Annotated in this window: 23 protein-coding genes; 14 read left to right on the top strand and 9 right to left on the bottom strand. The window is 61.5% G+C overall.

The genetic code is table 11. The annotated features are described in order from the left end of the window. The first annotated feature begins 234 nt into the window (after nucleotides 1-234). Nucleotides 235-2,397, top strand: a complete 2,163-nt coding sequence (gene katE / locus C8K66_RS19990) for a catalase HPII (protein ID WP_256591009.1) — start codon at nucleotides 235-237, stop codon at nucleotides 2,395-2,397. Between the two features lie 117 nt (nucleotides 2,398-2,514). On the opposite strand, the gene C8K66_RS19985 is transcribed toward katE, so the two are convergent. From C8K66_RS19985 to zur, 4 genes are read right to left on the bottom strand one after another with little or no spacing between them, the layout of a single operon-like run. Continuing rightward, the gene (locus C8K66_RS19985) at nucleotides 2,515-3,234 is read right to left on the bottom strand and encodes a PA5502 family lipoprotein (RefSeq protein WP_017849019.1); all 720 of its coding nucleotides are present in this window, start codon (nucleotides 3,232-3,234) and stop codon (nucleotides 2,515-2,517) included. A gap of 37 nt (nucleotides 3,235-3,271) precedes the next feature. Continuing rightward, a complete protein-coding gene (gene znuB / locus C8K66_RS19980) occupies nucleotides 3,272-4,060 on the bottom strand; it encodes a zinc ABC transporter permease subunit ZnuB (protein WP_017849020.1) in 789 nt (262 codons plus the stop codon). Next, nucleotides 4,053-4,838: a zinc ABC transporter ATP-binding protein ZnuC gene (znuC, locus tag C8K66_RS19975; RefSeq protein WP_017849021.1), complete on the bottom strand. Its 786-nt coding sequence runs from the start codon at nucleotides 4,836-4,838 to the stop codon at nucleotides 4,053-4,055. Before znuC ends, znuB begins: the two co-directional genes overlap by 8 nt. Then, nucleotides 4,838-5,320 (bottom strand): zinc uptake transcriptional repressor Zur, encoded by a 483-nt coding sequence (zur, locus tag C8K66_RS19970; RefSeq protein WP_026140288.1) that lies wholly within the window; start codon nucleotides 5,318-5,320, stop codon nucleotides 4,838-4,840. The genes znuC and zur overlap by 1 nt, the downstream gene beginning before the upstream one ends. A gap of 58 nt (nucleotides 5,321-5,378) precedes the next feature. On the opposite strand from zur, the gene C8K66_RS19965 reads away from it, so the two are divergent. Next, on the top strand, nucleotides 5,379-6,308 hold the full coding sequence (locus tag C8K66_RS19965) for a zinc ABC transporter substrate-binding protein (protein WP_017849023.1): 930 nt from the start codon (nucleotides 5,379-5,381) through the stop codon (nucleotides 6,306-6,308). 51 nt (nucleotides 6,309-6,359) lie between these two features. Here C8K66_RS19965 and C8K66_RS19960 read toward each other — a convergent pair whose 3' ends face one another. Together C8K66_RS19960 and C8K66_RS19955 are read right to left on the bottom strand one after the other, a co-directional pair. Continuing rightward, nucleotides 6,360-7,313 (bottom strand): homoserine kinase, encoded by a 954-nt coding sequence (locus tag C8K66_RS19960; protein WP_017849024.1) that lies wholly within the window; start codon nucleotides 7,311-7,313, stop codon nucleotides 6,360-6,362. A 56-nt stretch (nucleotides 7,314-7,369) separates the two neighbouring features. Beyond that, nucleotides 7,370-7,660 carry a DUF2782 domain-containing protein gene (locus tag C8K66_RS19955; RefSeq protein WP_017849025.1) on the bottom strand — a complete coding sequence of 97 codons (291 nt, stop codon included), beginning with the start codon at nucleotides 7,658-7,660 and terminating at the stop codon, nucleotides 7,370-7,372. A gap of 74 nt (nucleotides 7,661-7,734) precedes the next feature. Between C8K66_RS19955 and polA the strand changes: the two genes are divergently transcribed. Next, on the top strand, nucleotides 7,735-10,509 hold the full coding sequence (gene polA, locus C8K66_RS19950) for a DNA polymerase I (protein ID WP_017849026.1): 2,775 nt from the start codon (nucleotides 7,735-7,737) through the stop codon (nucleotides 10,507-10,509). Nucleotides 10,510-10,778: 269 nt separating this feature from the next. Here the strand turns inward: polA and yihA are convergent, their stop codons facing one another. Further along, nucleotides 10,779-11,420: a ribosome biogenesis GTP-binding protein YihA/YsxC gene (yihA, locus tag C8K66_RS19945; protein ID WP_017849027.1), complete on the bottom strand. Its 642-nt coding sequence runs from the start codon at nucleotides 11,418-11,420 to the stop codon at nucleotides 10,779-10,781. A gap of 192 nt (nucleotides 11,421-11,612) precedes the next feature. Between yihA and C8K66_RS19940 the strand changes: the two genes are divergently transcribed. From C8K66_RS19940 to C8K66_RS19915, 6 genes are all read left to right on the top strand, one after another. Beyond that, nucleotides 11,613-11,912: a cytochrome c5 family protein gene (locus C8K66_RS19940; protein WP_017849028.1), complete on the top strand. Its 300-nt coding sequence runs from the start codon at nucleotides 11,613-11,615 to the stop codon at nucleotides 11,910-11,912. Between the two features lie 37 nt (nucleotides 11,913-11,949). Next, nucleotides 11,950-12,555, top strand: a complete 606-nt coding sequence (locus tag C8K66_RS19935) for a cytochrome c (protein ID WP_017849029.1) — start codon at nucleotides 11,950-11,952, stop codon at nucleotides 12,553-12,555. 167 nt (nucleotides 12,556-12,722) lie between these two features. Then, on the top strand, nucleotides 12,723-13,358 hold the full coding sequence (gene dsbA, locus C8K66_RS19930; RefSeq protein ID WP_017849030.1) for a thiol:disulfide interchange protein DsbA: 636 nt from the start codon (nucleotides 12,723-12,725) through the stop codon (nucleotides 13,356-13,358). Nucleotides 13,359-13,368: 10 nt separating this feature from the next. After that, complete coding sequence (locus tag C8K66_RS19925; RefSeq protein WP_104904180.1) at nucleotides 13,369-14,247, top strand: endonuclease/exonuclease/phosphatase family protein; 879 nt, start codon at nucleotides 13,369-13,371, stop codon at nucleotides 14,245-14,247. Beyond that, the gene (locus C8K66_RS19920; protein ID WP_108525748.1) at nucleotides 14,244-16,328 is read left to right on the top strand and encodes a GGDEF domain-containing protein; all 2,085 of its coding nucleotides are present in this window, start codon (nucleotides 14,244-14,246) and stop codon (nucleotides 16,326-16,328) included. Before C8K66_RS19925 ends, C8K66_RS19920 begins: the two co-directional genes overlap by 4 nt. 88 nt (nucleotides 16,329-16,416) lie before the next feature. Continuing rightward, nucleotides 16,417-17,193 carry an N-acetylmuramoyl-L-alanine amidase gene (locus C8K66_RS19915; RefSeq protein ID WP_046381535.1) on the top strand — a complete coding sequence of 259 codons (777 nt, stop codon included), beginning with the start codon at nucleotides 16,417-16,419 and terminating at the stop codon, nucleotides 17,191-17,193. A gap of 3 nt (nucleotides 17,194-17,196) precedes the next feature. On the opposite strand, the gene C8K66_RS19910 is transcribed toward C8K66_RS19915, so the two are convergent. Together C8K66_RS19910 and algB are read right to left on the bottom strand one after the other, a co-directional pair. Further along, complete coding sequence (locus C8K66_RS19910) at nucleotides 17,197-18,984, bottom strand: KinB sensor domain-containing domain (RefSeq protein WP_057004948.1); 1,788 nt, start codon at nucleotides 18,982-18,984, stop codon at nucleotides 17,197-17,199. 10 nt (nucleotides 18,985-18,994) lie between these two features. Next, complete coding sequence (gene algB, locus C8K66_RS19905) at nucleotides 18,995-20,341, bottom strand: sigma-54-dependent response regulator transcription factor AlgB (RefSeq protein ID WP_017849035.1); 1,347 nt, start codon at nucleotides 20,339-20,341, stop codon at nucleotides 18,995-18,997. 376 nt (nucleotides 20,342-20,717) lie between these two features. Between algB and C8K66_RS19900 the strand changes: the two genes are divergently transcribed. The 5 genes from C8K66_RS19900 (at nucleotide 20,718) to C8K66_RS19880 (ending at nucleotide 25,116) form a co-directional block, all read left to right on the top strand. Next, nucleotides 20,718-21,017 carry a hypothetical protein gene (locus C8K66_RS19900; RefSeq protein WP_017849036.1) on the top strand — a complete coding sequence of 100 codons (300 nt, stop codon included), beginning with the start codon at nucleotides 20,718-20,720 and terminating at the stop codon, nucleotides 21,015-21,017. 79 nt (nucleotides 21,018-21,096) lie between these two features. Continuing rightward, nucleotides 21,097-21,261, top strand: a complete 165-nt coding sequence (locus C8K66_RS19895) for a DUF1328 domain-containing protein (protein WP_003170804.1) — start codon at nucleotides 21,097-21,099, stop codon at nucleotides 21,259-21,261. Nucleotides 21,262-21,263: 2 nt separating this feature from the next. Beyond that, nucleotides 21,264-21,731: an inhibitor of vertebrate lysozyme family protein gene (locus tag C8K66_RS19890; protein ID WP_046381532.1), complete on the top strand. Its 468-nt coding sequence runs from the start codon at nucleotides 21,264-21,266 to the stop codon at nucleotides 21,729-21,731. Between the two features lie 728 nt (nucleotides 21,732-22,459). After that, nucleotides 22,460-23,791, top strand: coding sequence for a glutamate/aspartate:proton symporter GltP (gltP, locus tag C8K66_RS19885; RefSeq protein ID WP_046381531.1), 1,332 nt, complete (start codon nucleotides 22,460-22,462; stop codon nucleotides 23,789-23,791). Nucleotides 23,792-23,886: 95 nt separating this feature from the next. Beyond that, on the top strand, nucleotides 23,887-25,116 hold the full coding sequence (locus C8K66_RS19880; RefSeq protein WP_017849039.1) for a nucleoside recognition domain-containing protein: 1,230 nt from the start codon (nucleotides 23,887-23,889) through the stop codon (nucleotides 25,114-25,116). Nucleotides 25,117-25,219 lie beyond the last annotated feature (103 nt).

Below are 25,219 nucleotides of genomic sequence, written 5' to 3'. Positions count from 1 at the left end.
TTGTGGGGCGCATGGAAAAGGGATCAGCGGTTAGCCGGGCGCGCATTTTAGCCTGTCCGTATAGCGGTTCTTAGCATTTATTTCGCATTCAACCAGTGATTTGGCAATAACGCGATCAAAGGTCATAAAAAAGGAACGGTGCAAATTCGTGTCAGTCACTACTTCAGCAACTCGATTTCCCGGGTGCCGTGCCTGGGGTTTTGCTCAAACGAGCCGGGGACCGCTCTGGCCACTTTGAATAAGGAGTTTTGTCTGATGAGTACCCACAAGCCAGCCATCCCGCCGAAGAGTGAACTGGCGGGCACCGATACCCTGGACCGTGGCAACACCAACGCCAAGCTGCAGGCCCTGGAGGCATTCCGTAGCGACGCGACCGGCCAGGCGCTGCGTACCAACCAAGGCGTGAAGATTTCCGATAACCAGAACACCTTGAAAGTCGGTGCCCGCGGCCCCTCGCTGCTGGAAGACTTCATCATGCGTGAAAAAATCACGCATTTTGACCATGAACGTATCCCGGAGCGCATCGTGCATGCGCGCGGTACGGGCGCGCATGGCTATTTTCAGACCTATGAGAACCATTCGGCGCTGAGCAAGGCCGGTTTCCTGCGTAACCCCGAGCATAAAACCCCGGTGTTCGTGCGTTTTTCCACCGTGCAAGGCCCGCGTGGTTCGGGCGATACGGTGCGCGACGTGCGCGGTTTTGCCGTGAAGTTCTTCACCGAGGAAGGCAACTTCGACCTGGTGGGCAACAACATGCCGGTATTTTTCATTCAGGATGCGATCAAGTTTCCCGACTTTGTGCATGCGGTAAAGCCTGAGCCGCACAATGAAATGCCTACCGGTGGCTCGGCTCACGATACGTTCTGGGATTTTGTCTCGCTGCAGCCGGAATCGGCGCACATGGTGATCTGGGCCATGTCTGACCGGGCTATTCCGAAAAGCCTGCGTGCCATGCAGGGGTTCGGTATTCACACCTTTCGCTTGATCAATACCGAAGGTAAATCGAGCTTCGTGAAATTCCACTGGCATCCAACAGTCGGCACCTGTTCCCTGGTGTGGGACGAAGCGCAAAAGCTTGCCGGTAAAGATACCGATTACCACCGTCGCGACCTGTGGGAAGCGATTGAGGGCGGTGACTACCCTGAGTGGGAGTTGGGTGTACAGATCGTTGCGCAAGAAGACGAGCATAAGTTCGACTTCGACCTGCTCGATCCGACCAAGATCATCCCCGAAGAGTTGGTGCCGATTACGCCGCTGGGCAAGATGGTGCTTAACCGCAACCCCGACAACTTCTTTGCCGAAGTCGAGCAAGTCGCCTTTTGCCCTGGCCATATCGTGCCGGGTATCGACTTCACCAACGACCCGCTACTGCAAGGCCGCCTGTTTTCCTACACGGATACCCAGATCAGCCGACTCGGTGGGCCGAACTTTCATGAGCTGCCGATCAATCGGCCTGTAGTGCCTTTCCATAATGGTCAGCGGGATGCCCAGCATCGCACTGTGATCGATAAGGGCCGGGCTGCGTATGAGCCGAATTCGATCGATGGCGGTTGGCCGAAAGAAACGCCGCCCGCGGCTCAGGAGGGTGGTTTCGAAACCTATTACGAGCGCGTCGATGCCAACAAGGTGCGCGAGCGCAGTGAGTCGTTTGGCGATCACTTCTCCCAGGCCACGCTGTTTTTTAACAGCATGAGCCACCATGAGAAAGAGCACATCATTGCGGCCTACAGTTTTGAGTTGGGCAAGGTGGAGCGCGAGGTTATCCGTGCCCGTCAGGTCAATGAAATTCTGGCCAACATCGACCTGGAACTGGCCAGGCGCGTTGCACAGAACCTGGGTCTGCCCGCACCGACCAAAGGCACGGTGCCGCCGCGCAAGGCGTCGGTGAAAGCGTCGCCGGCGTTGAGCCAGGTGAACCTGCTGTCGGGCGATATCAAAACGCGCAAAGTGGCGATTCTGGCGGCCGATGGTGTCGACGGCGCGGCAATTGCTGCATTGAAGAAAGCGCTGCAAGCCGAGGGCGCACACGCCAAGTTGCTCGGGCCGACCTCGGCGCCGGTCACCACGGCCGATGGCAAGCATCTGGCGGTGGATGCGTCGATGGCAGGCCTGCCCTCGATTGCGTTTGATGCGGTGTTCGTGCCCGGCGGTAAGGCGTCGATCAAGGCGTTGAGTGGGGACGGCGTGGCGTTGCACTACCTGCTGGAGGCCTACAAGCACCTGAAGGCGATTGCCGTGGCCAGTGACGCGCAGCCCTTGCTCGATCTGCTCAAGCTCGAGGCGGATGCGGGGTTGATCGTGGGGGCGGATGCCAAGGCGTTCAAGGCGTTCTTTAAAGCGATTGCCCAGCATCGGGTCTGGGATCGTGAGCCGAAGGCCAAGGCGGTTCCGGCTTAAGTCATCTGTTGTTGGTTAGATCGCCATCGGGGGCAAGTCGAATCGTCGCACCGCCCCTCCCACACTTTGAATGTATTCACCGTTCAAAATGTGGGAGGGGGCTTGCCCCCGATGGCTTTATTCCGCCTTGCGCGGAATCAGCACAACCTGCGCCGGAATAGTCTTCAGGATCTGCCGGTGAATCGTCAGGTCGTAGCCCGAATCAATGCGCTTGACCCGTTTGCTCAGCAAGGTCGCCAGCCACGGGTAATCCTGGGTGCGCGGTGCCTGGATGGTCACATCGCACTGGTAATTCACCACGTCGGTGGCGATGGCATCCAGCTGATGGCGCAGCTCTTCGATGTCTGTGAGGTTCAGCGCCACGGTGGTGCTCTGCGCGGCCGGGTCGATGACCTTGGCGACGGGCTTGGTTTCGGCGGCCTTGAGGGCGGCCTCGGCTTTGTCCAGCTCGGCTTTGCGCGCGTGGGTGATGGCGCTGTTGACGCCACCGGTCAGCGCCGGAGCCTTGGGCATCAATGCGCGGGCGCGGCTGAGGGCGGTAGCGGCGGCGTTGACATCACCTTTTTGCAACACGATCTGACTGCGTTGCAGGTAGGCCTCGGCCAGTTGACGCTGGTAAGCCTCGAGCGCCGGATCGTTGGGCGACTGGGCTTGCAGCGCGGCCAGTTGGTCTTCGGCGGTGGCCAGCTCGCTGCTGGCCAGGTTTTGCTCCAGTTGCGCGATGGCGACAGCGCGTGCATCCGGGGCCTCGGGGGCGGCGGGCGGGGTACTTTGACAAGCGCCCAGCAGCAGGGAAAATGCGGCAAGGAGCAGATAACGGGAGGTGAACGGCTTCATTCCTGCGACTCTCTATTTGCGCAAAAAGCGAGCAAGTCTACACCCCTCGACGGGGCAGGACAAAACTCAGCAGAAACAGGGCGGCCGCCGTGACCACAATCGACGGCCCTGCCGGCGTGTCCTTGAACCAGGACAGCGCCAGGCCCCCACACACTGCCAGCATCCCCAGTACGCTGGCGCCGATCGCCATCTGTTCCGGCGAGCGGGCGTGGCGCTGGGCGGCGGCGGCGGGAATGATCAGCAGTGACGTGATCAACAATACGCCGACAATCTTCATCGCGACAGCGATCACCACGGCGATCAACAACATCAAGGTCATGCGCAGCGCGGGCACGGGCAAGCCTTCCACCGTGGCCAGTTCTTCATGCACGGTGATTGCCAGCAGCGGGCGCCACAGCGTCACCAGCAGCACCAGCACGGCTGCGCTGCCGCCGAGAATCCACGCAAGGTCCGTGGGGCTGATCGCCAGCAGGTCGCCGAACAGGTAAGCCATCAGGTCGATGCGTACTTCATGCATGAAGCTCAGCACCACCAGGCCCAGGGACAGGGTGCTGGGCGCCAGGATGCCCAGCAACGTGTCGGAGGCCAGCGGCTGGCGCTGTTGCAGGGTCACCAGCAGCACCGCCAGCAGCAGGCAGCCGACGGTCACGGCGATGGCCGGGCTCACATCCAGCAGAAAGCCCAGGGCCACGCCCAGCAATGCGGCGTGGGATAAGGTGTCGCCGAAATAGGCCATGCGCCGCCAGACCACGAACGAGCCCAGCGGGCCCGCCACCAGCGCCAGAGCCAAGCCTGCCAGCAGGGCGTAGAGCAGAAAATCAGCCATGCTTGCAGCTATCTCCATGAACGTGAGTGTGGGGTGTGGCGGGATCGTCGACCACGGCGCCATGCAGGTCATGGGCGTGGTCGTGATGGTGGTGATAAATCGCCAGGCTCTGCGCGTTCTTGCCGAACAGCTCGACGAACGCCGGGTCGCCGCTGACTTGCTCCGGATGGCCGGAGCAGCACACGTGGCGGTTGAGGCACACCACTTGGTCGGTGGTGCTCATCACCAGGTGCAGGTCGTGGGAGACCATCAGCACGCCGCAGCCAAGGCGGTCGCGCAGGCGGGTGATCAAGCTGTACAACTCGGCCTGGCCGGCGACGTCGACGCCCTGCACCGGTTCGTCGAGCACCAGCAGTTCCGGCTCGCGCAACAGGGCGCGGGCCAGCAACACGCGCTGCATTTCACCGCCGGAGATGCTTTGCACCGGGCTGTCGATGACCTGTTCGGCACCGACCTCCTTGAGCGCGGCTTGCGCGCGGGCGCGGTCCACGCCCGGCACCAGGCGCAGGAAGCGCAGCACCGACAAGGGCAGCGTCGGGTCCACGAAGAGTTTTTGCGGCATATAGCCGACACGCAGCTTGGGCTTGCGCCACACACTGCCGGTGTCGGGCTTGAGCAGGCCGAGTACGGCGCGCACCAGGGTGGTCTTGCCGGCGCCATTGGGGCCGATCAGCGTGACGATCTGCCCCGGTTCGACGCTCAGCGCGATGTTATCCAGCACGTTTTGCCCAGCGAACGTGACCCCGACCTGCTCCAGGCGGATTAACGCGTTGCTCATCAAGCCCCCTGGCAACCGGCGCAGAGCCCGACGACTTCGACGGTTTGCCCTTCCACCTTGAAGCCGACGTCGGCGGCGCTCTGGATGATGGCGTCGCTGATGCTGCTTTGCTCAAGCTCAATGGCGGCGTGGCACTTGCGACAGATCAGGAACTGCCCCTGGTGCGCGTGTTCCGGGTGGTTGCAGCCGACGAAGGCGTTGAGTGACGCGATGCGGTGTACCAGGCCGTTGTCCAGCAGGAAATCCAGCGCGCGGTACACCGTGGGCGGCGCGGCGCGGCGACCGTCCTGCTCGCTGAGCACGCCGAGGATGTCGTAGGCGCCCAGCGGCTTGTGGCTCTGCCAGACCAGTTCCAGCACGCGCCGACGCAGGGCGGTCAGGCGCAGACCCTGCCGTGCGCAGAGGGTGTCGGCCTCCGACAGCGCGGTATGCACGCAGTGAGAGTGGTCGTGGGGACGGCTGGCAAGCGGTGTTATAGGCATGAGCGGCGACAGATATTTGATAGAGACGTTATTATGTTACCCGTTCCTACGCCATTGAGTGGTCATCGTGTCCCGACTTTTTCCCGTTTTTGTCGTATTTGTCGCCAGTTTGCTCACCGCGGGTGCCGCTCAGGCGGAGGTCAAGGTGCTGACCAGCATCAAGCCGCTGCAGTTGATTGCTGCGGCTGTGCAGGACGGCGTGGCGGTTCCCGAGGTGTTGTTGCCGCCGGGGGCCTCGCCGCATAACTATGCGTTGCGCCCATCCGACGTGCGGCGCGTGCAGTCGGTGGACTTGCTGTATTGGATCGGCCCGGACATGGAAGGCTTCCTGCCCCGCGTCCTCAAGGGGCGCAGCCTGCCGACGGTGGCCGTGCAGGATCTTCCGGGCATGAAACTCCGTCGTTTCGCCGAAGATAGCCATTCCCACGCCGACGATGCCGACGAACATGACCACGATCATCGCCCAGGCACTTTGGATGCACATCTGTGGTTGTCGACGCTCAACGCCCGGGTGATTGCCGCACGCATGGGCGCCGACCTCAGCGCCGCGGACCCGGCCAATGCCGAGCGCTACCAGCTCAACGTGAAGGCGTTCGTGAGCCGACTGGATGCGTTGGACGCACGCTTGAAAGCGCGGATGGCCGGCATCCACGACAAGCCTTACTTTGTGTTCCACGAAGCCTTTGATTATTTCGAAGAGGCCTACGGCCTCAAGCACGCCGGTGTGTTCAGCGTGGCCGCCGAAGTGCAGCCCGGTGCCCAGCATGTGGCGGCGATGCGTACACGTTTGCAGGAAGTCGGCAAGACCTGCGTGTTCAGTGAGCCGCCGCTGCGTCCGCGCCTGGCGGAAACGCTGGTGGCCGGTTTGCCGGTGAAATTGGCGGAGCTGGATGCGTTGGGGGGGTACACCCCGGCTTCCGCTCAAGGTTACGAACAGGTGCTGGACAAGCTGGGCAATGACTTGGCGGGCTGCCTGGAGTCGCTCTGAAAGCCCAGGCATAACGTCTGTAGGAGGGAGCAAGAAGCCCCCTCCCGCATTTTAGAGCGCGAACGGCAGCTGGATCGCGACCTGCTGGCGCTGCGCCAGCCGATGCTCGAACTCCGCCGGGTCATGAATCAACACATCCTGCCCGGCAAACGACTCCGCCGCGATCAGGCGTGACAACCAGAACCGCACGCACGCCACGCGCAACATCGTCGGCCACAACTCGGCTTCTTTCGCGGTAAACGGGCGCAACCCCGCATAAGCCCCGAGCAGTGCGCGGGCGCGCTGGCCGTCGAGTACGCCGTCGGCGTCCGAGCACCAGTCATTCAGGGCGATCGCCACGTCGTACAGCATCGGGCCCGAGCAGGCGTTGTAAAAGTCGATCAAGCCCGTCAGGTGCGTGCCTTCAAACATCGCGTTGTCGCGAAACAGATCCGCGTGAATATTCGCGCGCGGCAGGGCGAGGATCTGCGCCTTGTGGGCCTCGATCTCATCCAGTGCGTCGCGCAGCAGGCGTTGCGGCGCTGCGTCCAGGTGCGAAATCAACTGCGCTCCTTCGCTGAGCATCCAGTCCAGCCCGCGATCGGTCTTGCGCTCCAGCACCTTGTCGCCCTGGGTCGCCAGGTGCAGATGGCCAAGCAGGTCGCCGACCTGGGCGCAGTGCTGGGCATTGGCGTCCTTGATGTGCTTGCCGGCCAGGCGCGGTTGCAGCAGCGCCGGTTTGCCGGCCAATTCGCGCAGGGCCACGCCGTCGGTGGTGCGCAGGGCGTAAGGCACCGGCAAGTCGGCGTCGTGGAGCACGTCGAGCAGTTCGATGAAGAACGGCATTTCCTGCACCGGGCCGCGCTCGACCAGGGTCAGGACGAACTCACCCTGTTCCAGGCTGATGAAGAAATTGGTGTTTTCGCTACCCGCGGCGATCCCCTGGAAATCAAGCAGGCGGCCGAGCCCGTAAGGGGCAAGAAAGGTTTCCAGCTCGGGCCGAGCCAGGGGGGTGAACACAGACATGGTTAAAACTGCCAGTACGGGCGCCGCGGTGTGCGGCGCCAATTGAAGTTAAGAAATCATTTCCATTCGAAGATCTTCCATGACGGGATCAGCATATCCGGTTGGTCAGAGCGGATGAAATTCGCATCGGTTCCGTCCGCGCGCACCAGGAAATACGGTGGGAAGCCTTTCTTCGTTATCTTGATTGCGTACAGGAAACCGTTTTGACGGTACTCCTGAATGGTTCTGTCGCCCTCTGTGCGAATGGTAACTTCCGGATCACCCGAAGGCGCACTGTCGGCCGCCATGGCAACCATCGGAGCGAATGCAAACAAGCCGGTCAACAGCAGGCGATTGAATGAGCGCATGATAACCTTGTCCCTTTGTTGTCTGTGGTCCGGCTATTCTAGCGCCTGACCCGCCGAAAAGGTTGATCCTGCTCATGAGCCAAGCCCCCCTCGTCCTGGTGGACGGTTCTTCATATCTGTACCGCGCCTTCCACGCGCTGCCACCGCTGACCACTTCCAAAGGCCTGCCGACCGGTGCGGTCAAGGGCGTGTTGAACATGCTCAAGAGCCTGCGCAAGCAGTACCCGGACAGCCCGTTCGCGGTCGTGTTCGACGCCAAGGGTGGGACCTTTCGCGACGAAATGTACGCCGAATACAAGGCCAACCGCCCAAGCATGCCCGACGACATGCGCCTGCAGATCGAGCCCCTGCACCAGAGCGTGATTGCCCTGGGTTTCCCGCTGTTGTGCGTCGAAGGCGTCGAAGCCGATGACGTGATCGGCACCCTGGCCCGCAGCAGCGCAGCCGCGGACCGCCCGGTGGTGATCTCGACCGGCGACAAAGACATGGCGCAGCTGGTGGACGGGCACATTACCTTGGTCAACACCATGACCGGTAGCGCCATGGATGTGGAGGGCGTAAAGGAGAAATTTGGCGTCGCTCCGGAGCAGATTATCGACTATCTGGCGTTGATGGGCGATTCGTCCGACAACATCCCTGGCGTTCCGGGCATTGGTCCGAAGACCGCTTCTGGCTTGCTGGTGGGCGTCAATGGCGGCCTGAAAGAGCTGTATGAAAATCTGGATATTGTGCCGAGCCTGCCTATCCGTGGGGCCAAGACCCTGCCGGCCAAGCTGCAAGAGCATAAGGACATGGCCTTCCTCTCCTATCAACTGGCGACGATCAAGATCGACGTGCCGCTGGACGTGGGCCTGGATGATCTGCACCTGATCGAGCCGGATCGCGAAAAACTCCTGGAGCTGTACACCCTCCTGGAGTTCAAAAGCTGGTTCGAGGAAGTGCAGCGCGACGCCAAGCGCACCGGCTTGGAGGTGGCGGCTCCGGTCGCCGAGAATGCGCCGGTCGTCAGCACCGAGCTCAAGTACGAGACCATCCTCGATCAGGCGCGTTTCGATGTGTGGCTGAAGAAGCTCGGCGAGGCCAAGCTGTTCGCCTTCGATACCGAGACCACCGGCATCGATGCACAGCAAGCGCAGCTGGTTGGGTTGTCGTTCGCGGTGCAGCCCTACGAAGCGGCCTACATCCCGCTGACCCATTCCTACATGGGCGTGCCGGAGCAGCTGGACCGCGACACGGTGCTGCGCGCGCTCAAGCCGATCCTCGAAGACCCGAGCAAGCTCAAGGTGGGCCAGCACGCCAAGTTCGATATGAATATCCTGGCCAACTGTGCCATCGGTGGCGATCAGAATTGTGGCATCACGGTGCAGGGCATTGCCTACGACACCATGCTCGAATCCTACGTCCTCGACTCCACCGCCACACGGCATGACATGGACAGCCTGGCTCAGAAATACCTGGGTCACACCACGGTGAGCTTCCAGGATATTGCGGGTAAAGGCGCCAAACAGCTGACCTTTGACCAGATCTCCCTCGAACAGGCCGGCCCTTACGCGGCTGAAGATGCCGACGTCACCCTGCGCCTGCACCAGACCTTGTTCGAAAAACTCCAGGCGATCCCGAGCCTGGTCAGCGTGCTGACCGATATCGAGATGCCGCTGGTGCCGGTACTGGCGCGTATCGAGCGCCAGGGCGCACTGGTGGATGCCAAGTTGCTCGGCGTGCAGAGCGTTGAGCTCGGCGAGAAGATGGTCGAACTGGAGCGTGAGGCATTTGCCATCGCCGGTGAGGAATTCAACCTCGGCTCGCCCAAGCAATTGGGCGCGATCCTCTACGAAAAACTCGGCCACCCGGTTCTCAGCAAGACCGCCAAGGGCCAGGCGTCGACCGCCGAAGCGGTGCTTGCCGAACTGGCCGAGCAGGATTTCCCGCTGCCCAAGGTGCTGATGCAGTACCGCTCCATGAGCAAGCTGAAAAGCACCTACACCGACCGCTTGCCTGAGCAGATCAACCCGCGCACCGGGCGCATCCATACCTCGTATCACCAGGCGGTAGCGGCCACTGGGCGTTTGTCGTCGAGTGATCCGAACCTGCAGAACATTCCGATCCGCACCGCTGAAGGCCGGCGGATTCGTCAGGCGTTCGTCGCGCCAAAAGGCTACAAGCTGCTGGCGGCGGACTACTCGCAGATCGAGCTGCGGATCATGGCGCACCTGGCCAAGGACGAAGGCTTGCTGCACGCCTTCCGCAATGACCTGGACGTACACAAGGCCACCGCCGCCGAAGTATTTGGCGTGGAGCTGGGCGCGGTCACCACCGATCAGCGTCGCAGCGCCAAGGCGATCAACTTCGGCCTGATCTACGGCATGAGCGCGTTTGGCCTGGCCAAGCAGATCGGTGTCGATCGTAAACAGTCCCAGGCCTATATCGACCGTTATTTCGCCCGCTATCCGGGCGTGCTGGCCTATATGGAGCGCACCCGCGCCCAGGCGGCCGAGCAGGGTTATGTCGAGACGATCTTCGGTCGCCGCCTGTACCTGCCGGACATCAACGCGAAGAACCCGGCGCTGCGCAAAGGCGCCGAGCGCACGGCGATCAACGCGCCGATGCAGGGCACCGCGGCGGATATCATCAAGAAAGCCATGGTGGCGGTGGATAACTGGCTGACCGCGTCAGGCCTGGATGCCAAAGTCATCCTGCAGGTACACGATGAGCTGGTGCTGGAGGTTCGCGAGGATCTGGTCGATCAAGTGCGTGACGAGATCCGCCAGCACATGAGCCACGCGGCGACGCTGGATGTGCCGCTGCTGGTGGAAGTGGGCGTGGGTGATAACTGGGACGAAGCGCACTGATAGCGCGGTTCTGCCACCGCCGAGGGTGGTGGCAGAACGCTTTAGATCCGAAAACGCCGTCGCTTATTGCAAATAGTTTTTTGTACCTGCCGGAACTTAACTCATGAAATGCCACTCAGAGTTACTGAATGGGCGGTGAAGCCCTTCAATGCTCCTATGTTGTGTTAAGTGTTGGCAGATATCTGGACCCCGCCCTAGCGGTCCGGAGCTTGAACCCCGAACTTCCCCTCCCCATACGAAGTCCGGGGTTTTTTTTGCCTGCGCAAAAGTCACTCCGCGGTTTCTGCGCCCTTGTCGGCCAATTCCATCCAGTCGGCCAGCACGGTGTAGGCTTCTTCCAGGCCCAGACGCTTTGGCGCCGAGAACAGCTGGATGGTGATGGTGTCACCCCAACCTTTGCGGATTTCCGCCTGCACCTTCAACAGCGTGTTCTTGGCGGCGCCATAGGTCAGTTTGTCGGCTTTGGTCAGCAGGATATGCATCGGCATGCCGCTGGCGACTGCCCAGTCGAGCATCAGCAGGTCGAAGTCGGTCATTGGATGACGGATGTCCATCATCAGAATCAAACCCTTCAAACTCTCCCGGCCACCCAGGTAAGCCTCGAGGTGACGCTGCCAGTGCAGCTTCAGCGGGATAGGTACTTTTGCATAACCGTAGCCCGGAAGGTCGACCAGACGCCGATCATCGTCTAGCTTGAAGAAGTTGAGCAACTGCGTGCGGCCCGGGGTTTTCGAGGTGCGCGCCAGGCTGGCATGGGTCAAGGTGTTCAGGGCGCTGGATTTGCCCGCGTTGGAACGGCCGGCAAAGGCGACTTCAAAGCCCTCGTCATCGGGGCATTGGTCCACTTTGGCGGCGCTGAGCATGAAGGTGGACTGTTGGCACAGGCCGAGGATGGGGTTCTTGAGTTGCATGAGATTTCCGATATGGGCGGTGCCGAAAAAGGGTGCGGCAAGCGGTGTCGTTTCCGTTTCAGTAGCGCCAGTATATAATGCCGCAGATTTTGTGTGTGCTTTGTCCCAGCGAAGGATGAAGTTCACGGGAGCGATAGACCTTTATTGCGCATTAGAACGCAAAACGCTCCCAAACCCTGAAAAGGTCGATGTATGACCAGATGGTTGCTTGCTGTCGGTGTCTTGATGCCGCTTTACGGCGCTCAGGCTACACAGGAACCGGAAGCGGTGTACAACCGAGTTTGCGTGGCTTGCCATGCCGGCCAACTGCCGAACGCCCCGAAGCGGGGTGACCAGGCAGCCTGGGCGCCCAGACTGGCGCAAGGCATGGACACGCTGGTGCAACACGTGACCCAGGGTTTCAAGGCAATGCCGCCGCGTGGTTTGTGCATGGACTGCAGTACCGAGGATTACCAGGCCATCATTGAGTGGATGGTGAGTAAACCCGGTTAGATAACTCTTAAACCCTTAGCCGTAGTTGGATTAGCTGATGAACAAACTGATCGTGAGTCTGCTGTTGACCTTGGGCATCACCGGTGTTGCCCATGCTGCAGGCGACGCTGCTGCGGGTCAGGCGAAAGCCGCCGTGTGTGGTGCTTGCCATGGACCGGATGGTAATAGCCCGGCGCCGAACTTCCCTAAACTGGCCGGCCAGGGTGAGCGTTACCTGACCAAGCAGATGCACGACATCAAGGACGGCAAGCGCACGGTCCTGGAAATGACCGGCTTGCTGACTAACCTCAGCGATCAGGACCTGGCCGATATCGCGGCCTATTTTTCCAGCCAGAAAGGCAGTGTGGGAGCTGCTGATCCGAAGCAAGTGGCCCGTGGCGAAGAACTGTTCCGTGGCGGCAACCTCGACAAAGGCATGCCTTCCTGCATCGGTTGCCACTCGCCTAACGGCGTGGGCAACGCCGCTGCGGGCTTCCCGCATGTGGGTGGCCAGCATGCGCAGTACGTCGCCAAGCAACTGACGGACTTCCGTGAAGGTAATCGCACCAACGACGGCGATACCAAAATCATGCAGAGCATTGCCGCCAAGCTGAGCAACAAGGACATCGAAGCGGTTTCCCAATACATTCAGGGGCTGCACTGATCGAGGGCTGCGTTAACGCTCGATTAATCCGTTGATGCAAGCATAAAAAGGGTGGCCTAGGCCGCCCTTTTTTGTGGCCGGTGCCGTTACACTAACGAACTCATGCCCGCGCAGACCTGTCACAACAAAGGTCGCGTGAGGCGACTTTATTTGTCCAGGAGTAAAGCATGCGTAATCTGATCCTCAGCGCCGCTCTCGTCACCGCCAGCCTCTTCGGCATGACCGCACAAGCCGCCGACGTGCCGCTTGAAGCCGGTAAAACCTACGTGGAATTGGCCAACCCCGTGCCGGTTTCGGTGCCGGGCAAGATCGAAGTGGTGGAGCTGTTCTGGTACGGCTGCCCGCATTGCTACGCCTTCGAGCCAACCATCAACCCATGGGTTGAGAAACTGCCCAAGGACGTGAACTTCAAACGCATCCCTGCCATGTTCGGCGGCCCCTGGGATGCCCACGGCCAACTGTTCCTGACCCTGGAAGCCATGGGTGTCGAGCACAAGGTTCACAACGCTGTCTTCGAGGCGATCCAGAAACAAGGCAAGCGCCTGACCAAGCCTGAGGACATGGCTGACTTCGTCGCGACCCAAGGTGTCGACAAGGACAAGTTCCTGGCCACCTTCAATTCCTTCGCCATCAAGGGCCAGATCGAAGCCGCCAAGAAACTCGCCGTGGCTTATGGCGTGCAAGGCGTTCCGACCATGATCGTCAACGGCAAGTACCGTTTCGACCTGGGCACCACCGGCGGTCCTGAAGCGACCCTCAATGTGGCCGACCAGTTGATCGCCAAAGAACGCGCCGCCAAGTAAGGGGCCTGCCATGCGTCGCTGGGGTACCGAACGCGTTGTCGGTCTGCATGACCCGCAGGTCAACGAAGCTCACCTGGAATCCACGGGCCTGCCGGCGGACAGCCGCCTGCGGCTGCTCAGCTTCAATATCCAGGTGGGTATCAGTACCGAGAAGTACCGGCACTACCTCACCCGTGGCTGGCAGCACTTGCTGCCCCACAACGGGCGGGCCGGCAACCTGCAGAAGATCGGCGACCTGTTGGGCGACTTCGACCTGGTCGCCCTGCAGGAAGCCGACGGCGGCAGCATTCGCTCCGGCTACATCAACCAGGTGGAACACCTGGCCCAGTTGGGTGCATTTCCCTACTGGTATCAGCAACTCAATCGCAACCTCGGGCGTCTGGCGCAGCACAGCAACGGCGTGCTCAGCCGCCTGAAGCCATCGGCCATCGAAGATCACCCATTGCCGGGCCCCAAGGGTCGTGGCGCGATCCTCGTGCGTTTTGGCGAAGGTTCGGAAGCCCTGGTGGTGGTGATGATGCACCTGGCGCTCGGGGGGCGGACCCGCAACCTGCAGTTGGCCTACGTGCGTGAGTTGATTGGCGGCTACAAGCATCAGGTGTTGATGGGGGACATGAACACCCATGCCACCGACCTGCTGCAGAATTCCCCGTTGCGTGACCTTGGGTTGCTGGCGCCGCAAGTCGAAGCCACGTTCCCCAGCTGGCGCCCGCAACGCTGTCTTGACCACATCCTGCTCAGTCCGACCCTCACGCTTGAAAGTGTGCAGGTGCTGGCGCAGCCCATCTCCGATCACCTGCCGGTCGCGGTAGAGATTCGTCTGCCGGGTTCGCTCACGGTGGATGCATTGCCCGCGTTGAGCCCCGGCCCTCGCGGACCCCTTGCATGAGCGACGAAGCCCAGCGCTGGAAAGAGAAATACCTTAAAAGCATCGATCAACAAGACAAACTCGAACGCCGCTGGGCCGCCCGCCTCGACCTGCTGCGCCGAGGCTTGGTGCGCAGTACGTTGGCCGCTGAAGGCACCGACCGCGCGGTCGATCAATGCATGAAGGAAATGCGCGACGTGGTGCGCAGCGACGACATGGATGCCGCCCTCGCCGCATTGCTGCCGCGCCTGGAAAAAGCCGTACTGGATTCGGAGCAGCGTCGCGAAACCCGGATTGACCAGATGAGCGCCGCGCTCACGGCCCTGGTTGCGCAGTTGCAGAAACTGCCGCTGCCCCGCGAGGTGGCCCGCCCGTTGAAAACCTTCGCCAAGCAGCTGGATAGCCGCGTGGGCCAGGCGCGCGAGATCCCGCTGTTGCTCAGTGAGTTGAGCAACCTGCAAGGGCAGGCGTTGAATAACCTGGAACCGGACGGCGAAACCCCACGCCCCGGTCCCGGCCTGCTGCAACGTCTGTTTGGCGCCAAGGAAGTTGCGAGTGAGGCGCCGACCGGCGAGCCCGCGCCGCCGCCTTCTGCGCCCTCTGCGCCCGCCGCCGCCAGGCCGGTGCCCGAACCCGTCGCCGAGGCGGCACCGCCGCCCCAGTCCGACGAGTTGGCCCAGGCCCTGCGGGCGTTCGCGCCGTTGCCGCAAGGCTCGGCCCCGCCCCCGCCGGAACCGCCGGAACCGGTGGCGGCAGCCAAGGCGGCCACGGTGGCCGAGGTCGTGAGCCCGGTCGTCGCCCCCGAAGCCGCGCCCCAGCCCGTGCCGATCGCCCGGCCCGTCGAAGTGGCGGCGCCTGCCGCGCTTCCAGCAGCGGCGCCAGAACCTGGCGCCGAAAGCGCACTCGCCGCGCTTATCGAACCACCGCCGGTTCAGGTCGATGCACCGCAACAAACCGTCATCGGCAGCCTGTCACTGCCGCCGGTGCTGGACGCGCCGGACCCGGACGAGCTGCTGGCGGACGCAATCTACGCCCTGCCCGATTCGCCGGAGCCGTCCTACAGCTCCGTGGCCAAACACATTGAAGACACCTTGCTTGGCCTGCTGGAAGACCTGTCCCTGCCCGAGCGCCACCGGCCCCAGGCCGAAGCCATGCGCGAGCGCCTGGCCCATGGTTTGAACTGGTACGAACTGCTGCCGATCCTCGATGACCTGGCCACGCTGATGCTGGCGATCACCGACAGTGGCCAGCATGAGTTCGAGGCCTACCTCAAGCAGCTCAACGAACGCCTCGAAGCGTTCCAGGGCCATCTGCAGACGGCCAGCGAAGGCTATGCCGACAGTCGCTCGGCCGCCCGTGAGCTGGACACGCAAATCCGCGAACAGGTCGACGGCCTGCAAAACAGTGTGCAGGGCGCCGCCGACCTGGACAGCCTCAAGCAGGTATTGGAAAGCCACCTTGAAGGCCTGCTCGGCACCATGGACCAGCACCAGCAGCAGCGTGACCTGCGCGAGCAGGAAGTGGCGGAGCGCTTGAAAGGGCTCGCCGAACGCGTCGCCAATATGGAGCAGGAGGCCCAGGGTTATCGCGATCACCTCGAAGTGCAGCGCCAGAAAGCGCTGGTCGATCCGCTTACCGGCTTGCCCAACCGTGCCGCGTGGAGCGAGCGCCTGGACCATGAGGTCAACCTCTGGCATCAGCGCGGCAACAGCCTGTCGCTGGCGATGCTGGACCTCGATCACTTCAAGCGTATCAACGACGGTTACGGGCACCTGGCCGGCGACAAAGTGCTGAAAATCATTGCCAGCGTGCTGCGCAAGCGCCTGCGCCCCGGCGACTTCATTGCGCGCTTCGGCGGCGAAGAGTTTGTGTTGCTGATGCCCGACTCACCCCTGGCGAATGCCCTGAGCGCTGGCGAAGTGCTGCGCGCGGCGATTGAAGTCTGCCCGTTCCACTTCAAGGGCGAGCCGGTGACGATCACGGTGTCGATGGGCGTGGCGCAGTTCCAGCCCGGCGAGCGCAGCGACCTGGCGCTCAAGCGCGCCGACGAGGCGTTGTACCGGGCCAAGGCAGCGGGACGTAACCGGGTGCAGGCGGCCTAAAAGATGTTCCATTTTGTAATTTGACGTTCGGGCCACAAACGGTACGTTACACTGTTGCATTATCGTCTTCAGCGTAACGTTATCCGCCATGAAATCCGTGTACTTCGCCTTTGTGTTCCTCCTGCTCAGCGGCTGCGCCAGCGGCCCGCGCCTGGATACCAGCCACCCTTCGGTCAACCATGACAACCGCGTGCAGTTCGTGGTCGTCCATTACACCTCGACCAACCTCGAACGCTCCCTGGCGCTGCTGACCCATGGTCAGGTCAGCAGCCATTACCTGATCGGCGACGACGCTTCGGGCACCATCTACAAGCTGGTGGATGAAAGCCAGCGCGCCTGGCATGCCGGGGAAAGCGAGTGGATGGGCCGCACCTGGCTGAACTCCAGCTCCATCGGGATCGAGATCGTCAACCCGGGGTTCCGCGACACGCCGACGGGCCGCGTGTGGTACCCGTATTCCGAAGCGCAGGTGAAATCCCTGGAGGTGTTGCTCAAGGACATCAGCACGCGCAACGGCATCGACCCCCGAAACATCATCGGTCACAGCGACATCGCGCCGCTGCGCAAGCTGGACCCGGGGCCGTTGTTCCCATGGAAGCGCCTGGCCGAGAAAGGCCTGGGCATCTGGCCCGACGCGCAGGCGGTGGCACGCTTCCAGGCGCAGTACGCCACGGACCTGCCGAGCATCACCTGGTTCCAGGAAGCGTTGGCGCACCTGGGCTACCAGACGCCGCAGACCGGTGAGCTGGACGTCGCCACGCGCCATGTGCTCGCCGCGTTCCAGATGCACTTTCGCCCTGCGCTGTTCGATGGCACGCCGGACGCCGAGAGTGCCGCGATCCTGCGTGCCCTCGACCGGCGTTAATCGCTACAGCGGCAACGCCATGTAGAACTGCGTGCCCTGCCCCGGCCGCGAATACACGCCCATGCGGCCGCCGTGCAGTTGCACGATCTCCTTGCACAGCGCCAGCCCCAGGCCGGCGCCGCCTTTCTTGCGGCCCACCTGCACGAAGGGTTCGAAGATGCGCCCTTGTTGGCCATAGGCGATACCTTCGCCGTTGTCCTCGACGCTGATGATCACCCGCTCGCCATGGCGTCGTGCCTGCAGACGGATCTGCCCGCCCTCGGCGGTATGGCGCAGGGCGTTGCCCAACAGGTTGTCGAGCACGCGTTCCAGTTGCGCCTGGTCGGCATACAGCCGAGGCAGGTCGGGCTGGGCTTCTACCAGCAGTTCGATGTGTTGTGCATTCGCCGGCTCGGCAAAGCGCGCCCGTGCATGCTCCAGCAGGTCGGTGACATCGCACGGGGCCAGGGTGAGTTTCTGCAGGCCGTTCTGGTAGCGCGAAAAGTTGAGCAAGTCGTTGATCAGTTGCATCAGGCGCTGCATTTCTTCATTGACCGTATCCAGCAGGTCCGCTTCACGGGACTCCGCAGGAAACTTCGCGCGTTCGCGGAACAAACCGAAGGCCATGTGCATACCGGTCACCGGCGTGCGCAGTTCGTGGGAGGCGCGCAACACGAACTCGCTGCGTACCCGTTCAAAGGCGCGCTGTTCGGTGACGTCATGCAGCACCATCACGGCACCGAGGATATGCCCCTGGGTGTGGCTCACCGGCGTCAGGCTGTAGGTCAGCAGGCGCAGTTCGCCCTCGACTTCCACTTCCAGGTCGTCCGGCGCGCGCTCCAGGCTGCCGCCGCGCAGCACCAGTTGCAGCTGATCGTCCATTTCCGGGCGACCCAGCGCCTCGCCCAGGCCCTGGCCGAGACGTTCCTCGTCCCAGCCCAACTGGCGCTGTGCCACTGGGTTGAGGTGCTCCAGGCGGCCTTGCCGGTCAATCATCAACAGGCCGTCGTCGATACTGTCGAGTACCGCCTGCAGGCGCTGCTGGCCGGCGAGCAACTCATCGATATTGGTTGCCTGATGCTGGCGCAAGGCTTCGGCCATGATGCCGAAGCGCCGGGTCAGTTGGTTCATTTCCGCTGCCGAAGAAATGGGCAGGGTCACTTCGAAATCGCCTTGCCCGATCTTGTCGGCGGCCTTGGCCAGTGCTTCGATCGGCGCGCCAAACCGTCGGGCGATGCCATGGGCGGTAACAAAACCGATGATCAACACCGCGAGGCCAACCAACCCCAGCAGCCCGGCGATCAACAAGGCGCGCTCGCGGGATTTATGTTCGCTGGCGCTGATGTTTTCCAAGGCCTGCTTGTGCTCGGCGATCAGGCCGTTGCGCAGGACATTGAAGGTTTCGGTGATTTTCTCTTTGCTGCCGGGCGGTGGGGACGCTTGTTGAGACTCGTCAAAAGCCGCCAGGAAGCGCTGATAGTCGGCCCGGGCCCGGCTGAAACCGCCGCTGTTCCCGTCGCGCTGTTCATGCGCAATGCCTTGGTCGAGCAGCTCGAAGTAACGCTGTTCGGACGCTTGCAGCGCCTCGGGATTGGGGCGCTGTTCGAGCATCATCATCAACTGATCGCCCAGGCTCTGGCGCAGTTTGAGTCCCAGGTCGAGGGTGATGAAGTTGCTGCGGATCGACGACTCCTGGGTCTTGGCCATCTGCATCACGCTGACCAGGCCCAGGATCAACCCCAGCAGGGCGACGGTGATCAGCGCTGAGATACTCAGGAATAACCGAGTGCGCAATGTCATCGCTAACTTCATAGGGTGCCGCTCACAGGTTGTACTGTTTGCGTTTGCGGTACAGCGTCGACGCGTCGATGCCCAGGGTGCGGGCTGCCTGATCCAGGGTGTCGCTGGTGGCAAGTACCGCGCCGATATGCGCTTTTTCCAGCTCGTCCAGGCTCAACGCTGCACCGATACGGGGGGCATTGTTGGTCGGCTGTTCGGCCATCCCGAGGTGGCTGATTTCGACTTTTTCCTGCGGGCAGATAATGCTCGCGCGCTCGACCACGTTGCGCAGCTCGCGGATATTGCCCGGCCAGCGATAGTTGAGCAGCGCTTCGCGTGCCTCATCGCTGAAGCCCCGCGCCGGGCGGGCGTATTCCTTGACGAAGCGGGCGAGGAAGCGGTCGGCCAAGGCCAGGATGTCTTCGCTGCGTTCGCGCAACGGCGGCAGGTGCAAGGTGATGACGTTGAGGCGGTACAGCAAGTCTTCGCGGAAGCGGCCGTCGCGCACCATGTCTTCGAGATTCAGGTTGGTGGCCGCGAGGATGCGTACATCGGCGCGCCGGGTGACCGGGTCGCCCACACGCTCGTATTCCTTGTCCTGGATAAAACGCAGCAACTTGGGTTGCAGAGTGAGGGGAAAGTCGCCGATCTCGTCGAGAAACAGCGTGCCGCCATCCGCCTGGTTGACCCGGCCCAAGGTGCTTTCGCTGGCGCCGGTAAAGGCTCCGCGGCTATGGCCGAACAGTTCGCTTTCCATCAGCTCCGCCGTCAGCGACGGGCAGTTGATGGTGACGCAGGATTTCTTCGAGCGCTTGCTCCAGCCATGAATGGCCCGCGCCAGCTCGCCTTTACCGGTGCCGGACTCGCCGAGGATGAGGATGTTGGCGTCAGTCCCGGCCACTTGGCGCGCAGTTTCCAGCACCGCCATCATCGCCGGGCTGTGGGAGTCGAGACCGTCTTTCGGTTGGCGCACTTCGCCTTCCAGTGCTTCCAGGCGCGCGGAGAGCTGGCGCACTTCCAGCTGTTTGGCGGTGGCCAGGCGCAGCTGGTCGGGGCTGCACGGTTTGACCAGATAATCAGCCGCGCCGGCCTGGATGGCATCCACCGCGGTGTCGACGGCGGAATGCGCGGTCACAATCACCACGCGCATCCACGGCGCCTGGATACGCATCTGCGCCAACACATCCAGACCGTTGTCCTCGCCCAGGCGCAGGTCGAGGAAGCATAGGTCGAACACCTGGCGTTGCATCAAGGCATCGGCCTGGGCGGCGCTGTTGGCGGTGGCTACGGTGTAGCCCTCATCTTCCAGGCAATAACGGAAGGTACGAAGGATTGCGGATTCGTCGTCCACCAAAAGAATGCGGCCTTGAAGTTCCTTGGCTGATTCCATCTGTCCCGCGCTCCTTAATATGAATGATGGTGTTTAGTCCCGGAATAATCGGGCAAGTTGCATGGTTCATTCTGATCGATAAAACGCAACGTCGTGCAGCTATCTGCCTGCATTCCTACAAAGCCTGCGCCCAATGGCGTTTTCATGCCTTCTTGCCACTTCGGCAACGCGCGATGGGTTTTCTATCCGTCGATCCGACCGCTGGCGATCGTGCATTTCGCACGGCGCCCAGGCGGCCATCGTGCAGGATGCTGGGCTTTGCTCCGGTCGCATATATCTAACTGATTGATTTAGTTGAATATTATTTTGTAAAAAAACTGGCATGCGCTCTGCAATAGCTCTCCTAACGAATAATCAAAATGCGGGAGAAAGCAGCATGACTCGCCCAAGCCTCAGCTCACTGCATGTATCGCCACTGCGCTTGCAACAAGGCCTGTTTGCCAGCCTGGCCTTGATGGTCACGTTGATTGGCGGCCAGCAGCTGCAGCATTGGCAGCAGAGTCAGCAGCAAACCCCGCATTTCGAACGTCCGGCGATGACCCAGACCCACTTTCGTTCCATTGATAGCCGTTCCGTTGGCAGCGTTTCTGCCGATGTAACCGTTCCCCAACTGCGGATGGTTGACCAGGCGTCTGCCCTGAATGAACTGCCATCCCAGGAACGTTGGGTGTTCTAGGCAATAAAAGGTCGCTTGAGTTGAGCGATTGCACGGCAGTACCGCTGTCACCCCCTATAAAAGCGTAAGGAGAATCACCATGTTGAGTTGGGCAATCACATTTCTGATCATCGCCATTGTGGCTGCAGTCCTGGGCTTCGGTGGTATCGCGGGCACCGCCACGGGTATCGCCAAGATCCTGTTTGTGGTCTTCCTGGTGATGTTCATCGCTTCGTTCTTCTTTGGTCGTCGTGGCCGAGGCTGAATATGACCCGTTTGTCCCTCAAAACCATGGCTGCCGTCCTGCTCCTGGGCGGCAGCGGCTTGGCGATGGCCGCTCACGACGGCCAGAGCCGCGCCAACGAATTGCTCGGCGCGGACCCGCAGTACCGTGAAACCTGGCAAAGCGTGGTGAAGAAAGAAGAGCGCCTGCCAGAATGGGTCATGAACCTGTCTGGCGCCGCCGAGCAAATGAATGCCGTCGAAGAAGGTGGCGACAAGTACTTGGTCGGGCCGCTCTGCGAAACCGCAGACACCTGCCGAAACAAGCGCCTGATCGTCGCCTTCAGTTACGACAAGGAAGATGCCTACGCCATGTTGGTGGAAGTCCCGGCCGGCCTGCCGGCGGACAAGTCCCCGACCCGGCACGCCGATTACCGGTTTATCGGTAAGCCGGACGCAGGCATGCAAAAACTGCTGATGGAGCAGCTTAAGAAAGATCCGAATTGGTACTAGGTTCCGTCTGATGCATTTGTCGTCTACGGGACTGGCGTCCATAGAAAGAAGCCTGTGCGCTTCTTTCTGTTTGCATCGCTCGCCAAGGGTGATGCATGACCAGGGGGCCGGGTTGCTCTGATCCTTCGCGATCGGCGCGACCTACGGGGACAGGGAGTGCCTGCGCAAGGGCCGGGTCAGGTGAAAAGCTGCGCCGCAAGTCCACCCGCTTTCGAGCTTGCTGGATTTGCGGCGCGCTTATGACGTTCATCCCCGCTTCTTATGCCGCTCATAGCCGAGAGTCTTCTTTTCGCCCGAGCCCAATCATTACTGGGTATGTCGGGGCGACCATCTATCGAGAAAATTTTGCCTGCGCTATAGGACATTTCAGACAACAGGCCCCTGAATACACAGGCATTTTCGCGAATGCCCTGAGGTCTCCTGAATCTCTGAGCGAGCCTGATTTGACCGGTTCACGGCATATTCACCGGGCAACATGTCGCATTTGAACTGACCGTTCGGACAGTTATTCTTAAAAAAAGCCATGCCGATTCGGCATGGGGTAGGCGTTTACGGCATTAGACGTCGCCCCCTTGCATGGGAATAGTTGCGCCTTTTTTCGCCTGCCAGTAAGCCATTTCGGCCATGCGGCGATGACTTTCTACGGAGGCAGATGCACACACTTTTTCGCTTCCGAGCGTTGCAGCTGGCGCATTTGCCTTAAGTTCACTTGAAGTAAGGGTAATGACATGAAGAAGGCAAAGCTAAGCCTCGCCTGGCAGATCCTCATCGGTTTGGTGCTGGGTATCGCAATCGGTGCCGTGCTCAACCATTTCAGTGCTGAAAAGGCCTGGTGGATCAGCAATGTGCTGCAGCCAGCGGGCGATATCTTTATCCGCCTGATCAAGATGATCGTGATCCCGATTGTGATTTCCTCGCTGATCGTCGGCATTGCCGGTGTCGGTGACGCGAAAAAGCTCGGGCGCATCGGTGTCAAAACCATCCTTTACTTCGAAATCGTCACCACCATCGCCATCGTGGTCGGCCTGTTGCTGGCCAACCTGTTCCACCCCGGTACGGGCATCGACATGAGTACCCTGGGTACCGTGGACATCTCCAAGTACCAGGCGACCGCAGCGGAAGTGCAGCATGAGCATGCGTTCGTCCAGACCATCCTCAACCTGATCCCGTCGAACATCTTTGCCGCCGTCGCGCGTGGCGAGATGCTGCCGATCATCTTCTTCTCCGTGCTGTTCGGCCTGGGCCTGTCGAGCCTCAAGCCTGAGCTGCGCGAACCGTTGGTGACGATGTTCCAGGGCGTGTCCGAGAGCATGTTCAAAGTCACCCACATGATCATGAAGTACGCGCCTATCGGTGTGTTCGCGCTGATCGCGGTGACCGTCGCCAACTTCGGCTTCGCTTCCCTGCTGCCACTGGCCAAGCTGGTGATTCTGGTTTACGTCGCCATCCTGTTCTTCGCCTTTGTGGTCCTGGGCCTGATCGCACGCCTGTTCGGCTTCTCGGTGATCAAGCTGATGCGTATCTTCAAGGATGAGCTGGTGCTGGCCTACTCCACCGCCAGTTCGGAAACCGTGCTGCCGCGTGTGATCGAGAAGATGGAAGCCTACGGCGCGCCGAAGGCGATCTGCAGCTTCGTGGTGCCGACCGGTTATTCGTTCAACCTCGATGGTTCGACCCTGTACCAGAGCATCGCGGCGATCTTTATCGCGCAGCTGTATGGCATTGATTTGTCGGTCGGCCAGCAACTGATGCTGGTGTTGACGCTGATGGTCACCTCCAAGGGCATCGCCGGTGTGCCGGGTGTGTCCTTCGTGGTGTTGCTGGCGACGCTGGGCAGCGTGGGCATTCCGTTGGAAGGCCTGGCGTTCATTGCCGGCGTCGACCGAATCATGGACATGGCGCGTACCGCGCTCAACGTGATCGGCAACGCCCTGGCGGTACTGGTTATCTCCCGTTGGGAAGGCATGTACGACGATGCCAAGGGCGAGCGCTACTGGAACTCCCTGCCGCACTGGCGCACCAAGCAAGTGCTGCCGGTCGGCGAGACCAGCCGCGGCTGAGGCCAGCCTGATGCGAACAAACCCCGGGAAATCCGGGGTTTGTCGTTTCTGCCAGCCCCGCTATCATTCGCCCCATCTTTCGGGGGATTCAACTGATGCTCAATGGCCTGTGGCTTGGCTTCTTTGTCGTGGCAATGGTGTCAGCACTGGCGCAATGGCTGGTGGGCGGTAACGCTGGGATTTTTGCGGCGATGGTGGAAAGCATTTTCGCCATGGCCAAATTGTCGGTGGAGGTCATGGTGTTGCTGTTCGGCACCCTGACGTTATGGCTGGGGTTTTTGCGCATCGCCGAAAAGGCCGGGATCGTCAATTGGTTGGCCAAGGCCCTGGGCCCCCTGTTCCGCCGGCTGATGCCGGAAGTGCCGGCCGGCCACCCGGCCATCGGCCTGATCACCCTCAACTTCGCCGCCAACGGCCTGGGCCTGGACAACGCCGCCACGCCCATCGGCCTGAAAGCCATGAAGGCGTTGCAGGAACTCAACCCGATCCCCAATACCGCGAGTAACGCGCAGATTCTGTTCCTTGTGCTCAACGCGTCCTCGTTGACGCTGTTGCCGGTGACCATCTTCATGTACCGCGCCCAGCAAGGCGCGGCCGACCCGACGCTGGTGTTCCTGCCGATCCTGCTGGCCACCAGCGCGTCGACCCTGACGGGCTTGCTCTCGGTGGCGGTGATGCAGCGCCTGCGGCTGTGGGACCCGGTGGTGCTGGCCTATTTGATCCCGGGCGCACTGCTGCTGGGCGGCTTCATGGCATTGCTGGCGACCTTGTCCGCCACGGCGCTGGCCGGGCTGTCGTCGATCCTCGGCAACCTGACGCTGTTTGGTCTGATCATGCTGTTCCTGCTGGTCGGCGCGTTGCGCAAGGTGAAGGTGTACGAGGCGTTTGTCGAAGGGGCCAAAGAGGGCTTCGACGTCGCCAAGAACCTGCTGCCATACCTGGTGGCGATGCTTTGCGCGGTGGGCGTGTTGCGTGCGTCCGGCGCGCTGGACTTTGGCCTGGAAGGCATTCGTCATGTGGTGGCCTGGACCGGCCTGGACACGCGCTTCGTCGACGCGCTGCCGACCGCGATGGTCAAGCCGTTCTCCGGCAGTGCCGCACGGGCGATGTTGATCGAGACCATGCAGACCCAGGGCGTCGACAGCTTCCCGGCGTTGGTGGCGGCGACGGTTCAGGGCAGTACTGAGACCACCTTCTATGTGTTGGCGGTGTATTTCGGCTCGGTGGGCATTCAGCGGGCAAGGCATGCGGTGGGTTGTGCATTGCTCGCGGAGTTTGCTGGTGTGGTGGCGGCGATTGCGGTGTGCTACTGGTTTTTCGGTTAAGGCTTGGATAGCTATCGGGAGCAAGCTCCCTCCCACACTCAACCGTATTCATCCTGACGAAACGCGGTCAACTGTGGGAGGGAGCTTGCTCCCGATAAGGCCC

The sequence above is a fragment of the Pseudomonas sp. GV105 genome (genome assembly GCF_003058185.1).
Taxonomy (GTDB): Bacteria; Pseudomonadota; Gammaproteobacteria; order Pseudomonadales; family Pseudomonadaceae; genus Aquipseudomonas; species Aquipseudomonas veronii.
The sequence above is the reverse complement of the archived record's forward strand: the minus strand, read 5'-3'. Positions and strand labels throughout refer to the sequence as shown.